The sequence below is a fragment of the Chromobacterium rhizoryzae genome (assembly GCF_020544465.1).
Classification (GTDB): domain Bacteria; phylum Pseudomonadota; class Gammaproteobacteria; order Burkholderiales; family Chromobacteriaceae; genus Chromobacterium.
Genome location: NZ_CP066126.1, coordinates 1113931 through 1125754 on the forward strand (window position 1 = coordinate 1113931; position 11824 = coordinate 1125754).

General features: G+C 65.3%; 16 protein-coding genes. 10 read left to right on the top strand and 6 right to left on the bottom strand.

What is annotated here, in order from left to right; translation table 11 throughout:
* Positions 1-60: 60 nt before the first annotated feature.
* Genes JC616_RS05035 through purM form a run of 5 tightly spaced genes read right to left on the bottom strand, consistent with a single transcriptional unit; the run spans position 61 to position 4343 of the window.
* Positions 61-1311 (bottom strand): RsmB/NOP family class I SAM-dependent RNA methyltransferase, encoded by a 1251-nt coding sequence (locus JC616_RS05035; RefSeq protein ID WP_404990270.1) that lies wholly within the window; start codon positions 1309-1311, stop codon positions 61-63.
* Entirely contained in the window at positions 1307-2479 is a 1173-nt protein-coding gene (locus JC616_RS05040; protein WP_227107049.1) for a DUF3108 domain-containing protein, read from the bottom strand. The genes JC616_RS05035 and JC616_RS05040 overlap by 5 nt, the downstream gene beginning before the upstream one ends.
* A 4-nt stretch (positions 2480-2483) precedes the next feature.
* The gene (gene purN / locus JC616_RS05045; RefSeq protein ID WP_107798226.1) at positions 2484-3113 is read right to left on the bottom strand and encodes a phosphoribosylglycinamide formyltransferase; all 630 of its coding nucleotides are present in this window, start codon (positions 3111-3113) and stop codon (positions 2484-2486) included.
* A complete protein-coding gene (locus tag JC616_RS05050; RefSeq protein ID WP_146176566.1) occupies positions 3110-3337 on the bottom strand; it encodes a hypothetical protein in 228 nt (75 codons plus the stop codon). Before JC616_RS05050 ends, purN begins: the two co-directional genes overlap by 4 nt.
* Positions 3306-4343 carry a phosphoribosylformylglycinamidine cyclo-ligase gene (gene purM, locus JC616_RS05055; protein ID WP_107798228.1) on the bottom strand — a complete coding sequence of 346 codons (1038 nt, stop codon included), beginning with the start codon at positions 4341-4343 and terminating at the stop codon, positions 3306-3308. The genes JC616_RS05050 and purM overlap by 32 nt, the downstream gene beginning before the upstream one ends.
* 86 nt (positions 4344-4429) lie before the next feature.
* On the opposite strand from purM, the gene JC616_RS05060 reads away from it, so the two are divergent.
* From JC616_RS05060 to JC616_RS05070, 3 genes are read left to right on the top strand one after another with little or no spacing between them, the layout of a single operon-like run.
* Positions 4430-5524, top strand: coding sequence for an AI-2E family transporter (locus JC616_RS05060; protein ID WP_227107051.1), 1095 nt, complete (start codon positions 4430-4432; stop codon positions 5522-5524).
* A 10-nt stretch (positions 5525-5534) separates the two neighbouring features.
* Complete coding sequence (hda, locus tag JC616_RS05065) at positions 5535-6209, top strand: DnaA regulatory inactivator Hda (RefSeq protein ID WP_043591991.1); 675 nt, start codon at positions 5535-5537, stop codon at positions 6207-6209.
* Positions 6206-6895, top strand: coding sequence for a histidinol-phosphatase (locus tag JC616_RS05070; RefSeq protein WP_107798230.1), 690 nt, complete (start codon positions 6206-6208; stop codon positions 6893-6895). The genes hda and JC616_RS05070 overlap by 4 nt, the downstream gene beginning before the upstream one ends.
* Positions 6896-6984: 89 nt before the next feature.
* On the opposite strand, the gene JC616_RS05075 is transcribed toward JC616_RS05070, so the two are convergent.
* On the bottom strand, positions 6985-7260 hold the full coding sequence (locus tag JC616_RS05075) for a hypothetical protein (protein WP_227107052.1): 276 nt from the start codon (positions 7258-7260) through the stop codon (positions 6985-6987).
* Positions 7261-7282: 22 nt separating this feature from the next.
* On the opposite strand from JC616_RS05075, the gene JC616_RS05080 reads away from it, so the two are divergent.
* The 7 genes from JC616_RS05080 (at position 7283) to trhA (ending at position 11808) form a co-directional block, all read left to right on the top strand.
* On the top strand, positions 7283-7897 hold the full coding sequence (locus JC616_RS05080; protein ID WP_107798231.1) for a MotA/TolQ/ExbB proton channel family protein: 615 nt from the start codon (positions 7283-7285) through the stop codon (positions 7895-7897).
* Between the two features lie 2 nt (positions 7898-7899).
* Positions 7900-8313: an ExbD/TolR family protein gene (locus tag JC616_RS05085; RefSeq protein ID WP_107798232.1), complete on the top strand. Its 414-nt coding sequence runs from the start codon at positions 7900-7902 to the stop codon at positions 8311-8313.
* Between the two features lie 4 nt (positions 8314-8317).
* Positions 8318-9340, top strand: coding sequence for a tetraacyldisaccharide 4'-kinase (lpxK, locus tag JC616_RS05090; protein ID WP_107798233.1), 1023 nt, complete (start codon positions 8318-8320; stop codon positions 9338-9340).
* Complete coding sequence (locus tag JC616_RS05095; RefSeq protein ID WP_048408720.1) at positions 9330-9512, top strand: Trm112 family protein; 183 nt, start codon at positions 9330-9332, stop codon at positions 9510-9512. Before lpxK ends, JC616_RS05095 begins: the two co-directional genes overlap by 11 nt.
* Positions 9509-10282, top strand: a complete 774-nt coding sequence (kdsB, locus tag JC616_RS05100) for a 3-deoxy-manno-octulosonate cytidylyltransferase (protein ID WP_227107053.1) — start codon at positions 9509-9511, stop codon at positions 10280-10282. The genes JC616_RS05095 and kdsB overlap by 4 nt, the downstream gene beginning before the upstream one ends.
* 70 nt (positions 10283-10352) lie before the next feature.
* Entirely contained in the window at positions 10353-11009 is a 657-nt protein-coding gene (adk, locus tag JC616_RS05105) for an adenylate kinase (protein ID WP_107798235.1), read from the top strand.
* A gap of 181 nt (positions 11010-11190) precedes the next feature.
* A complete protein-coding gene (gene trhA, locus JC616_RS05110) occupies positions 11191-11808 on the top strand; it encodes a PAQR family membrane homeostasis protein TrhA (RefSeq protein WP_019100472.1) in 618 nt (205 codons plus the stop codon).
* The last annotated feature ends 16 nt before the right edge of the window (positions 11809-11824 follow it).

Consider the following 11824-nt stretch of genomic DNA (forward strand, 5'->3'; position numbering starts at 1 on the left):
AAGGCGTATTGCCCGGAATGACAAACCCCGGCCGCATCAAGGGCCGGGGTTTGAGCATGCTCAGGCGTTTTTTTCCAGCACCGCGGCGAAGAAGCCGTCGGTATTGTGCAACTGCGGTTTCAGTTCCAGATAATCGCCCATTTGCAGCGGGATCTTCTGCTCCGCCAGCACCTCGTCCATTTTCACCAACTTGAACTCGGGGTGATCGGCCAGGAAGGCGGCGACGATGTCCTGATTCTCCTGCGGCAACAGGCTGCAGGTGGCGTAGACCAGGCGGCCGCCGGCGCGCACCAGGCGGGCGGCGGAGGCCAGGATGGACGCCTGTTTGGCGTTCAGCTCGGCCACGCTCTCCGGGCTCTGGCGGAATTTCAGGTCCGGATTGCGGCGCAGCGTGCCCAGGCCGGAGCAGGGCGCGTCCACCAGCACGCGGTCGGCCTTGCCGGCCAGGCGCTTGACCTTGGTGTCGTTTTCCGAGGCCAGCAGCTGCGGGTGGACGTTGGACAGGCCGGAACGCGCCTGGCGCGGTTTCAGCTTGGCCAAGCGCTTTTCCGAAACGTCGAAGGCGTACAAGCGGCCGCTGGAAGCCATCTGCGCGCCCAGCAGCAAAGTCTTGCCGCCGGCGCCGGCGCAGAAGTCGACGACCATTTCACCGCGGCGCGCGCCGGTGATCAGGCCCAGCAGCTGGCTGCCTTCGTCCTGCACTTCGAACACGCCGGCCTTGAACAGCTCGTGCTTGGCCAGCGAGGGCTTGGTTTTGAGACGGATGCCCAGCGGAGAGTAGGGCGTGGCTTCGCACTCGAGGCCGTCGGCCTGCAGCCGGCCCAGCAATTCGTCGCGCTTCATCTTCATGGTGTTGACGCGCAGATCCAGCGGCGCGCCTTCGGCCAGGCCCTTGCCCAGCGCGATCACCTGTTCCGGCGTCTGTTCACCCAGGCGTTCTATCACCCACTGCGGCAGTTCGGCGTCCACTTCCAGGCTGGCCGGCAGCGCCTTGCCCTTGATCTGGCCCAGCCATTCCTTTTCGCCGGCGCTGGCGGCATCGCCCAGCTCCTTGACGTTGAGCCTGTGGATTTTCAGCAGGGCCACCAGGGCCAGCCGGCGCGGGGTGGCCTTGTCCGGCGCGATCAGCGCGCGCAGCTGCAAGAGGCGGCGCAGCGCGCCGAAGGCGGTTTCGGCGATGATGTGGCGGTCGTTGGCGCCCAGTTTGCTGTGTTCGCGGAAATAGGCCGACAGCACCGCGTCGGCCGGGCGGTCGAAGCGTATCATCTGGCCGATGACGGTTTCGATATGTTTCAGTTGATGGTGATTAATAGTCATTCTTGTGTTTTCTCGTGGGTTGCGGCGGCAGCTTCCATTGCGGCGCGCCGTTCACGTCGATGCGGACGGCTCTGAGGTCGATCCGCTTATCCTTGTCGGTGCGCTTGATGCGCACCGGCAGATTGGAGAATTCCGGCGCCAGCCAGAATTCATTAATGTCGCCGTTGCCCTCGGCGCGGAACACGATGACCCGGATCTTGCCCGCGCCGGTGTCGTAAACGGCTTCGCCGCTGGGGCGCATCGGGTACTCGTACACTTTTTTGCCGGTGGTGATCTGGATCGCTTCCGGTCCCAGTTCGCCGCCTTTCAGCCCCAGCTGGAAAGCCAGGCTGAATACGTCCTGGGCGCCGGGCTTCAGGTCCAGCAGTTTGTCGCCCTGGTCGCCGTAGCGCAGCTGACCCGCATTGTAGTCGAAATGCGCGGACTCTTTGGCTTGCTCGCCGCGCCAGGCTTGTAGGCTGTCCGGCCGCAACCCGTTTTTTAGCTGGAAGCCGCCCTCGGAAAGATAGCGCAGCTTCGGGCCGATAAAGGGATTGGCGCTGATGTCCAGGCGGTAGCCGCCGTTGCCGCGGCTCCATTCCAGCGTGCCGGTGCCGGCCATGACCGAACCCCAGAACACTTGGTAGCCCAGTGTGGCCTGGCGCGGAAAGCCGCGCAACTTGCTCTTGGGGTGGAGGTAGCCGTCGTCGGCTGCGGCGGTTTCGGCCGCCGGCGCGCTGGCCTCGTCCTTGTCGTTCGCCGCCACATTATCGGCGACCGGCGCCGACGAGGCGAGTTTGTTCTCCGCGTCGGGCATGGAGGCGTCGGGCTTGGCCTCCGCCAGCGGCGCGCTGCCGGCGTTCTTGTTTGGCCGCGCCTGGGCGGCCATCGGCTCCGACGCCGCCTGCGGCGCCGACGCCTCCGTCTTCTTGGCGGCGGGCTTGGGCTTGGCCGGCGCCGGTTTGGGCGCGGCCGGCCGCAATTGGGCGACCGCGCCTTGCGGCGCCGGCTTGGCCGCCGGCTCATCGGCGTCCAGCGCCTGCATCTTGACGCTGATGCTGCGCAAGTCCTGATCCGGGGGCAGTTCCAAAGCCGCTTCCGGCAGCAGGCCGGAGCCCAGCACGCCCAGATGCAGGGCGAGCGACAGGGCCAGGGCCAGCAGGATCAGGCGACGGCTTTTCATGGGTTCAGGGCGCGGGCGCCATCAGGCTGCCGGCAAGCGCGGCGCGGCTGGCGATCTTGCCGGCGACGATGTTCAGCTCGCCGGCGACGAAGCGGCGCACTGCGGCCGGGTAGAGCTGGTGTTCCAGTTGCAGCACGCGTTCGGCCAGCGTGTCGGCGCTGTCGCCGTCCAGCACTTCCACCACGCCCTGGGCGACGATGGGGCCGTGGTCCAGCTCGGCGGTGACGAAGTGCACGGTGCAGCCGGCCACCTTGCAGCCCATTTCCAGCGCGCGCTGGTGAGTGTTGAGGCCGGTGAAGGCCGGCAGCAGCGAGGGGTGCACGTTCAGCATGCGGCCTTCGTAGCGGCGGGTGAAGCCGGCGCTGAGAATGCGCATGAAGCCGGCCAGCACCACCAGGTCCGGCTGGTGGCCGTCTATCAGCTGCGCCAGCGCGGCGTCGAAGTCTTCGCGGCTGGCGAAGGCTTTATGGTCCAGCGCCGCGGTGGCGATGCCGCGCTCGGCCGCCCAGGCGAGGCCGGCGGCGTCGGGTCGGTTGGAGATCACCGCGGCGATGCGCGCGCCGGCGATCTTGGCGTCGACGATGGCCTGCATATTGGAGCCGCGGCCTGAAATCAGGATGACGATATTCTTCATGATGGAATCGACGGAGACTTTGCCAGATAGTGTTCCCAGTCGGCGGCATCGGTGATGCAGCGCAACTCTTGTTCGTGCCAGCCGCCGCCCAGGTCCAGGCAGCGATCGAGGTCGGCCAGGATGGCGGCCTCGCGATAAATGACAAACGCCGCCAGCAGGGCCAGCGGCGCCAGTAGCATCCAACGCAGCGCTTTAGGCGATCTGAGTTTGATGTTCGTCTCCATTGCGGGCGCGCACCGCGCCGATCCGGTACGCGGTCTCGCCTTCGGCCTGCAGCAGGGCGACGGCCTGTTCCGCCTGTTCCGCCGCCACGATCACCACCATGCCGATGCCGCAGTTGAAGGTCCGGTACATTTCCTGGCTATCGACCTTGCCTTCCTGTTGCAGCCACTGGAACAGTTTGGGCTGCGGCCAGGCCGCGGCGTCGATCTGGGCGACGACATGTTCCGGCAGCACGCGCGGCGTGTTCTCGGTGATGCCGCCGCCGGTGATGTGGGCCATGCCTTTGACCGGCAGCGCCTGCATCAGCTTGAGCAGAGGCTTCACATAGATGCGGGTGGGGGCGATGATGGCGTCGCGCAGGCTGCGGCCGTCCTCGAACGGTGCGTCCAGGTCCGGCTGGGCGCGGTCGATGATCTTGCGCACCAGCGAGTAGCCGTTGGAGTGCACGCCGTTGGATTTCAGGCCCAGCACCACGTCGCCCGGGGCGATGTCGCGGCCGCTGATCACGGCGCTCTTCTCCACCACGCCGACGGCGAAGCCCGCCAGATCGTATTCGCCGGTCGGGTACATGCCGGGCATTTCCGCGGTCTCGCCGCCGATCAGCGCGCAGCCGGCCTGTTCGCAACCGGCGGCGATGCCCTTGATCACGTCGGTGGCTTGGGGCACGTCCAGTTTGCCGCAGGCGAAATAGTCGAGGAAGAACAGCGGTTCCGCTCCTTGCACCAGGATGTCGTTGACGCTCATTGCCACCAGGTCGATGCCCACGGTATCGTGACGATTCCAGTCGAAGGCCAGTTTCAGCTTGGTGCCGACGCCGTCGGTGCCGGAAACCAGCACCGGTTCCTTGTATTTCTTGGAAATCTCCACCAGTGCGCCGAAACCGCCGATGCCGCCGATCACCTCCGGGCGCATGGTGCGCTTGGCATAAGGCTTGATGTTCTCGACCAGCGCGTCGCCGGCATCAATGTCGACGCCGGCATCACGGTAACTGAGGGAAGTGGTGTTCAAGGTAAACTCGCTTTCTGCAAATCTTGAAGTATTTTTACATCAAGCTTTCGCCGACGCGAAAGCAGCACATTTTAACTGAAGTCGCGATGAAACGCTCCCAAAACCGTCTGATTCCCTGGGTCATCGGCGCAACAGCGCTGCTGTTCGCCGGCTGGCTGCTGCAGCAGTTGGCGGCCGCGCTGACGCCGTTCGCGGTGGCCGCGGTGCTGGCCTATGTGCTCAATCCCGCGATGCGCTATCTGGCCGGCAAAGGCCTGCCGCGGCCGCTGGTCGCCGGCTTGGTGACGCTGGCCGGCATGGCCGCCACCTTCGCCTTGCTGCTGGTGGTGGCGCCCATGCTGTTCAAGCAGACCCAGGGCCTGATAGACCGCTTGCCGGTCTTGGTGGACTTCGCCCAGGGCCGGGTGCTGCCCTGGCTGCGCGCCGAGTTCGCCATCCAGCTGGAGCTGGACGCCGCCGGCTGGAAGCGGGTGCTGGCCGCCAACGCCGGCGCCTTGAAGAGCGCGCTGTCGGCGGTGGCCCTGCGCGCCACCCAGAGCGGTTTCATGCTGGCCGGCTTGTTGTTCAATCTCTTGTTGCTGCCGGTGCTGTTGTTTTATTTCCTGCAGGACGGGCCGCGGATGGCGGCGACGCTGGCCACGCTGGTGCCGCGGCGCTGGGCGGACGAGGTGACGGCCCTGGCGCGGGAGCTGGATAGGGTGCTGGGCGAATTCCTGCGCGGCCAGCTGTCGGTGATGCTGATCATGGCGGTGATCTTCGCGTCCAGCCTGGCCTTGCTGGGCCTGGAGTCCGGCATCGCCATCGGCGTGGTGGCCGGCCTGCTGGTGTTCATTCCCTATCTGGGCACTTTTCTCGGTTTCGCGCTGGCGGGCCTGGCCGCCGCGCTGCAGTTCGATTCCGCCGGCGAGGTGCTGCTGGTGCTGGGCGTGTTCGGCGCCGGACAATTGCTGGAAAGCCTGCTGATCACGCCTTGGCTGGTGGGCGAGCGCATCGGCCTGTCGCCGGTGGCGGTGATCTTTTCCCTGCTCGCCTTCGGGCAGTTATTGGGCTTCGCCGGCCTGCTGCTGGCCTTGCCGATGGCGGCCGCCACCTTGGTGATCTGCCGCTTTCTGGCGCGCGCTTATTTCAACACACGCTTTTATCAGCGTAAAATCAGGAATAGACATCAAAACCTAGTTTGATCGCCTTCACTTGGACCAGTTAATACTTGATTTGACGCCCACCCCCTTGCCGGCCTTCGACAATTTCCTGGCCGAACGCAACCGCGAGGTGATTACCGCGCTGACGGCCGAGGCCGGCGAGCGCTTCATCTATCTGTGGGGCGAGCCCGGCTGCGGCAAGACGCATCTGTTGCAGGCCTGGATCGCCCACGCCGAGCGGCTGGGGCGCGCCTCCATCTATCTGGACGGCAAGACCGAGCATCTGCCGGACTTCGCGCGCGAAGCCAGCTTCATCGCCGTCGACCATGTCGACGACCTGGCGCCGGACGACCAGATCACTCTGTTTTCCTTCTACAACTCGCTGAAAGAGAGCGGGGAGTCGCGGCTGTTGATGGCCGGCCGCCAGCCGCCGATGGCCTTGGCGGTGCGCGACGATCTGCGCACCCGCCTGGGCTGGGGCCTGGTGTTCGAAGTCAAGGCGCTGTCGGACGAGGACAAGCTGGCCGCCTTGCGCAGCCACGCCGCCAGCCGCCAGCTGTCGATTCCGGACGATGTCTACCGCTACCTGCTGACCCATTGGCGGCGCGACCTGTCCAGCCTGATCGGCATGATTGACATATTGGACCGCTATTCTCTGGCCATGAGGCGGCCGATCACCGTGCCGCTGGTGAAAAACGTTTTGCAAACCGCAAGCCCGGAACCATGACCGACACTTCTGCATTGCGCAATCTGGCGCTGTTCGACCTAGACCACACCCTGATCGCCGGCGATTCCGATTTCGAATGGCCGCGCTTCCTGATCCAGCGTGGCATTCTGGAGCAGGCGCATTACGACGAGCGCAACAATTATTTCTACCGGCAGTATCAGCAGGGCACGCTGGACATCCACGAATACCTGGTGTTCGCGCTGGAGCCCTTGAAGCGTTTCAGCCGCGCCGAACTGGACGCCTTGCACGCCGACTACCTGGAACAGCACATCAAGCCCATCATCACCCGCAAGGCGCGCGATTTGCTGGCCGCGCACGCGGCCCAGGGCGACGAGATCATCATCATCACCGCCACCAACCGCTTCATTACCGGGCCTATCGCCCGCGAGCTGGGCGTGGAGCATCTGATCGCCATCGAGCTGGAGGAAGACGAGCAGGGCCGCTTCACCGGCCGCGTCAGCGGCGTGCCCAGCTTTCAGCAGGGCAAGATCACCCGTTTGCAGCAGTGGCTGGACGAGCGCGGCCTGAGCATGGACAGCTACGGCCAGAGCTTTTTCTACAGCGACTCGCACAATGACCTGCCCTTGCTGAAGCTGGTGGACCATCCGGTGGCGGTGGACCCGGACGACACCCTGCGCGCCCACGCCGAGCAAGAGGGCTGGCGGGTGATTTCGCTGCGCGATTGAGGCGCGGCAATTATCCACAGCGGCGGCTGAATAACCTTGTGGATAACTGTGTGGATCGCTTGCCGGGGCTTGGCTTTTGCTGGCAAAGGTTAAAAAAGCGGCAGCCTCCAATCATGGCGCGGATCTTGATAGTCTGGGTTGAAAGCCTTGCCTGGCGCGGCTTTCGCCGGCTTGAGTTTCGAGCGACGCCGATGAAATGGGGCCGGCATTCGAAAGCCTTTATAAAAGATGGGTTTAGACGGCTTTGTTGACAACTCTGCGTAGTTTTCGCCGCTAAGCGCCTGTTTGAGGGCGCGGCGGCGGCGGCGCGCAGCGGAGCCGGTTGCTGAACCGGCATGGATGCCGCTAAAGTTCAGCGTTTGCAATCGTTTTTCGGAGAACCTCCTCGTGTGGTCAATCATTGAAGCGGCCGGCTGGCCGATCTGGACCATCATCGCCGCCTCGGTCGTGTCGCTGGCGATTATCTTTGAACGCTTGTTCAGCCTGAGGAAGAGCAGCGTGGCGCCGGAGGGCCTGCTGGGGCAGGCTTTGCAGGAGTACCGCCGCGCCGGCGCCAGCGAAGAGCTGTTGCGCAAGCTGCAGGAGCATTCGCCGCTGGGCCGCCTGTTCTGCGCCGGCCTGCGCAATGTCGGCGGCAATCGCGAAGTGATGAAGGAAGCGATCGAGGACGAGGGCCGCGTGGTGGCGCATCAACTGGAGCGCTTGCTGACCACGCTGGGCACCATCGCCGCGATGGCGCCCTTGCTGGGCCTGCTGGGCACGGTGATCGGCATGATCGAGATCTTCGGTTCGCAGTCGCCGGCGGGCAACAACCCGCAAGCATTGGCGCACGGCATTTCCATCGCGCTGTACAACACCGCCTTCGGCCTGATCGTCGCCATTCCCAGCATGATGTTCTATCGCCATTTCCGCTCCAAGGTGGACGGCCTGCTGGTGGAGATGGAGTCCCAAGCGGTCAAGCTGGTGGAAGTGCTGCACGGCGAGCGTAAAAACGGGGGTTGAGCATGAATTTCCGCCGAGGCCGCAGCCGCGAAGAGCCCGAGATCAACTTCATTCCCCTGATCGACGTGCTGCTGGTGATCCTGATCTTCCTGATGGTCACCACCACTTATTCCAAGTTCGCCGAACTCAAGATCAATCTGCCGGCCGCCCAGGGCGAGCAGGCCAAGACCAAGTCGTCGGAAATCACCGTGGCGGTGGCCGCCAACGGCGAAATGGCGGTGGGCGAGGCCAAGCTGGCCGCCGGCGACAAGGCGGCGCTGTTGAGCAAGCTGAAGGACGACGCCGCGGGCAAGAGCGATGTGATCGTCATCGTCAACGCCGACGCCAAAGCCACCCACCAATCGGTGGTGACGGTGATGGAGGCGGCGCGCGAGGCCGGTCTGAACCAGCTGACCTTCGCCACCCGTTCGCAATAGCCGCATGCATTGGATAGAACGGCAATGGTATCGGCCGCGCTGGTGGCTGACGGCCCTTCTGGCTCCGCTGGAAGGGCTGTTTGCCCTGTCGGCGGCGACCAGGCGGCTGGCTTACCGCCGCGGCTGGCTGCGCGCCGAGCGCCTGGCCGCGCCGGTGGCGGTGATCGGCAACATCAATGTGGGCGGCGTCGGCAAGACGCCGCTGACCCTGGCCCTGTTGCGCGATTTGCAACAAGGCGGCGTCAAGGCGGGGGTGATCAGCCGCGGTTACGGCGGCAGCCACCGCCAGCCCACGCTGGTGCGGCCGGACAGCTCGCCGGAAGAAGTGGGCGACGAGCCGCTCTTGCTGGCCGCCGCCGGCGCGCCGGTGGTGGTGGGGCGCGACCGGGTCGCCGCCGGCCGTCATCTGCTGGCGCTGCATCCCGATTTGGAATTGATACTGACCGACGACGGTCTGCAGCATTACCGCTTAAGCCGCGATCTGGAGATCGTGGTGCTGGACGGCGCGCGCGGGGGCGGCAACGGGCGGCTGCTGCCGGCCGGTCCGCTGCGCGAGCCGTGGTCTAGGCTGCGCTCCGTCGGCGCGGTGGTGATCAACGGCGGCGACGCCGCCGGCCTGGCCTTGCCGGCCGGGCCGCGGCGTTTTGCCATGCGTTTGCGTCCGGCCGCGCTGCAGCGGCTGGACCGGCCCGAGGAGACGCGGGCGGCGGCGGATTTCGCCGGGCTGAGGCTGGCGGCGATGGCCGGCATCGGCCACCCGCAGCGCTTCTTCGACACGCTGGCCGGCCTGGGCCTGCGGCCTGAGCTTTGCCTGGCCTGGCCCGACCATCATCAGTTCGCCGCGGCGGACCTGCCGGCCGACATGGACGCGGTGATCGTCACCAGCAAGGACGCGGTCAAGCTGCGGCGGGTGATTCATGATGCAGCGCAGCGTGCTAGACTATGGGTTTTGCCGGTTCAGGCGGAGTTGGAGCCTGATCTGAGCGCTTGGATTCTGGATCGACTGAAGATAAAACATGGACGCTAAATTCCTGGATATTCTGGTGTGCCCGCTGTGCAAGGGCCCGCTGGTTTTCGACAAGGCCAAGCAGGAACTGGTCTGCAAGGGCGACCGACTGGCTTACCCGATCAAGGACGGCATCCCGATGATGCTGGAAGCCGAAGCCCGCGAGCTGGCGCCGGAAGAAGAAATAAAATGAGCCGCGGCTTTTGCGTGGTGATCCCGGCGCGTCTGGCGTCCAGCCGCTTGCCGGGCAAGCCGCTGGCCGATCTCGCCGGCAAGCCCATGGTGGCGCGGGTCGCCGAGCAGGCGGCCAAGAGCGGCGCGACGCGGGTGATCGTGGCCACCGACCACGCCGATGTGCTGGACGCTTGTCGCGCTCACGGCGTCGAGGCGTTGATGACGCGCGCCGACCACGCCAGCGGCACGGACCGGCTGGCCGAAGTGGCGCAGGTCTTGAACCTGGCCGACGATGAGATCGTGGTCAATGTCCAGGGCGACGAGCCGCTGATCGATCCGGCGCTGATCGATCAGCTGGCGGCGCTCCTGGCCGCCGGCGACGCGCCGGTGGCGACGCTGGCGCATCCGTTCCGCGACGCCGCCGACATGTTCAATCCCAATGTGGTCAAGACGGTGCTGGACCACGCCGGCCGCGCATTGTATTTCAGCCGCGCGCCGATTCCCTATGCCCGCGACGCCTTCGCACAGGATGCGAGCGCGCTGCCCGCGGACCTACCGGTGCTGCGGCATATCGGCATGTACGCCTATCAGGCGGGTTTTCTGAAGACCTATAACCGTTTGGAACCGGCGCCGCTGGAGCGTTTCGAAGCGCTGGAGCAGTTGCGGGTGTTGTGGCACGGCTTCGCCATCAAGGTGGCGGTGGTCGAGTCCGCGCCGCCGGCCGGCGTGGATACGCCGGAGGACCTGGAGCGGGTGCGCCGCTTGCTGGGCGCCGGACGGAACTCATAAGCCGGGCCGCGTCGGCGCGGCCCGGATTTCGATATCAAATCATCTTATTCAAATTGACGGAGCGATCTTCATGCGACTGATCCTGTTGGGGGCGCCTGGCGCCGGCAAAGGCACCCAGGCCAATTTCATCAAGGAAAAATTCGGCATCCCGCAAATCTCCACCGGCGACATGCTGCGCGCCGCGGTCAAGGCCGGCACGCCGCTGGGCCTGGAAGCCAAGGCGATTATGGACGCCGGCGGCCTGGTGCGCGACGACATCATCATCGGCCTGGTCAAGGAGCGCATCGCCGACGCGGATTGCGCCAACGGTTTCCTGTTCGACGGCTTCCCGCGCACCATTCCGCAAGCCGAGGCGATGATCGCCGCCGGCGTGGACATCGATTACGTGGTGGAGATCGACGTGCCGGACGCGGCCATCGTCGAGCGCATGGCCGGCCGCCGCGTGCACATGGCCTCCGGCCGCACCTACCACATCAGCTTCAACCCGCCCAAAGTGGCCGGCAAGGACGATGTGACCGGCGAAGAGCTGGTCCAGCGCGACGACGACCGCGAAGAAACCGTGAAGAAGCGTTTGTCGGTTTACCACGAACAGACCGCGGTGCTGGTGGGCTTCTACGGCGAGCGCGCCGCCAGCGGCGACGCCAAGGCGCCGAAATACGTCAAGATCGACGGCACCCGCGCGGTGGAAGTGGTGCGCGACGAGGTGCTGAAGGCGCTGGGCGCCTGAGAACCTGTTCCGGGTTCTCCAAGAAGACAAGCGGGCCTTATGGCCCGCTTTTCTTTTGACGTGTAGAGAAAGGGCTGGCGCGGCGGCGGCAACAGGCGGACAATTGAACCCGGAGCCCGCGAGCGGCTCCAAAAGTTTTTGTGCGTCAAGCCGGCGCGATGCCGGCGCAAGGATAATACCTATGTATCACGGGGAACGTTTCAACGGGATTTCCCATTTGATCGGCACTTTGCTGGCCATTACCGGCCTGGTGGTGCTGGTGACCATGGCCGCGCGCGAGGGCGACCCCTGGAAGGTGGTCAGCTTCAGCCTGTACGGCGCCACGCTGGTGGCCTTGTATCTGATTTCCACGCTGTATCACAGCTTCCGCGGCCGCGCCAAGGCGGTGCTGCAGAAGTGCGACCATTCGGCGATCTATCTGCTGATCGCCGGCAGCTACACGCCGTTCGCGTTGGTGACTTTGCGCGGCGCCTGGGGCTGGAGCCTGTTCGGCGTCAGCTGGGGCCTGGCCGTGTTCGGCATCATCCAGGAACTGACCCTGGGCCGGCGCACCCGTTTGCTGTCGATGATTCTTTACGTGGTGATGGGCTGGCTGGTGCTGGTGGCCTTGCCGCCCTTGATCGAGTCCTTGCCCAGCGGCGGCCTGTTCTGGCTGGCCTTGGGCGGGATTCTGTACAGCGTCGGCATCTATTGGTTTCTCAACGACGAGAAAATCCGCCACGGCCACGGCATCTGGCATTTGTTCGTGCTGGGCGGCAGCGTCTGCCAGTTTGTCAGCGTGTTGTTCTACGTGGCCTGAGCCGAGGCTTGAAGTC

Excerpts from the sequence above, each read along its gene's own strand:
- JC616_RS05095 (WP_048408720.1), top strand. The coding sequence starts at position 9,330 with ATGGACGCTAAATTCCTGGATATTCTGGTGTGCCCGCTGTGCAAGGGC.
- adk (WP_107798235.1), top strand. The coding sequence starts at position 10,353 with ATGCGACTGATCCTGTTGGGGGCGCCTGGCGCCGGCAAAGGCACCCAG.
- JC616_RS05060 (WP_227107051.1), top strand. The coding sequence starts at position 4,430 with ATGAAACGCTCCCAAAACCGTCTGATTCCCTGGGTCATCGGCGCAACA.
- JC616_RS05070 (WP_107798230.1), top strand. The coding sequence starts at position 6,206 with ATGACCGACACTTCTGCATTGCGCAATCTGGCGCTGTTCGACCTAGAC.
- JC616_RS05040 (WP_227107049.1), bottom strand. The coding sequence starts at position 2,479 with ATGAAAAGCCGTCGCCTGATCCTGCTGGCCCTGGCCCTGTCGCTCGCC.
- JC616_RS05085 (WP_107798232.1), top strand. The coding sequence starts at position 7,900 with ATGAATTTCCGCCGAGGCCGCAGCCGCGAAGAGCCCGAGATCAACTTC.
- kdsB (WP_227107053.1), top strand. The coding sequence starts at position 9,509 with ATGAGCCGCGGCTTTTGCGTGGTGATCCCGGCGCGTCTGGCGTCCAGC.
- purN (WP_107798226.1), bottom strand. The coding sequence starts at position 3,113 with ATGAAGAATATCGTCATCCTGATTTCAGGCCGCGGCTCCAATATGCAG.
- lpxK (WP_107798233.1), top strand. The coding sequence starts at position 8,318 with ATGCATTGGATAGAACGGCAATGGTATCGGCCGCGCTGGTGGCTGACG.
- JC616_RS05050 (WP_146176566.1), bottom strand. The coding sequence starts at position 3,337 with ATGGAGACGAACATCAAACTCAGATCGCCTAAAGCGCTGCGTTGGATG.
- trhA (WP_019100472.1), top strand. The coding sequence starts at position 11,191 with ATGTATCACGGGGAACGTTTCAACGGGATTTCCCATTTGATCGGCACT.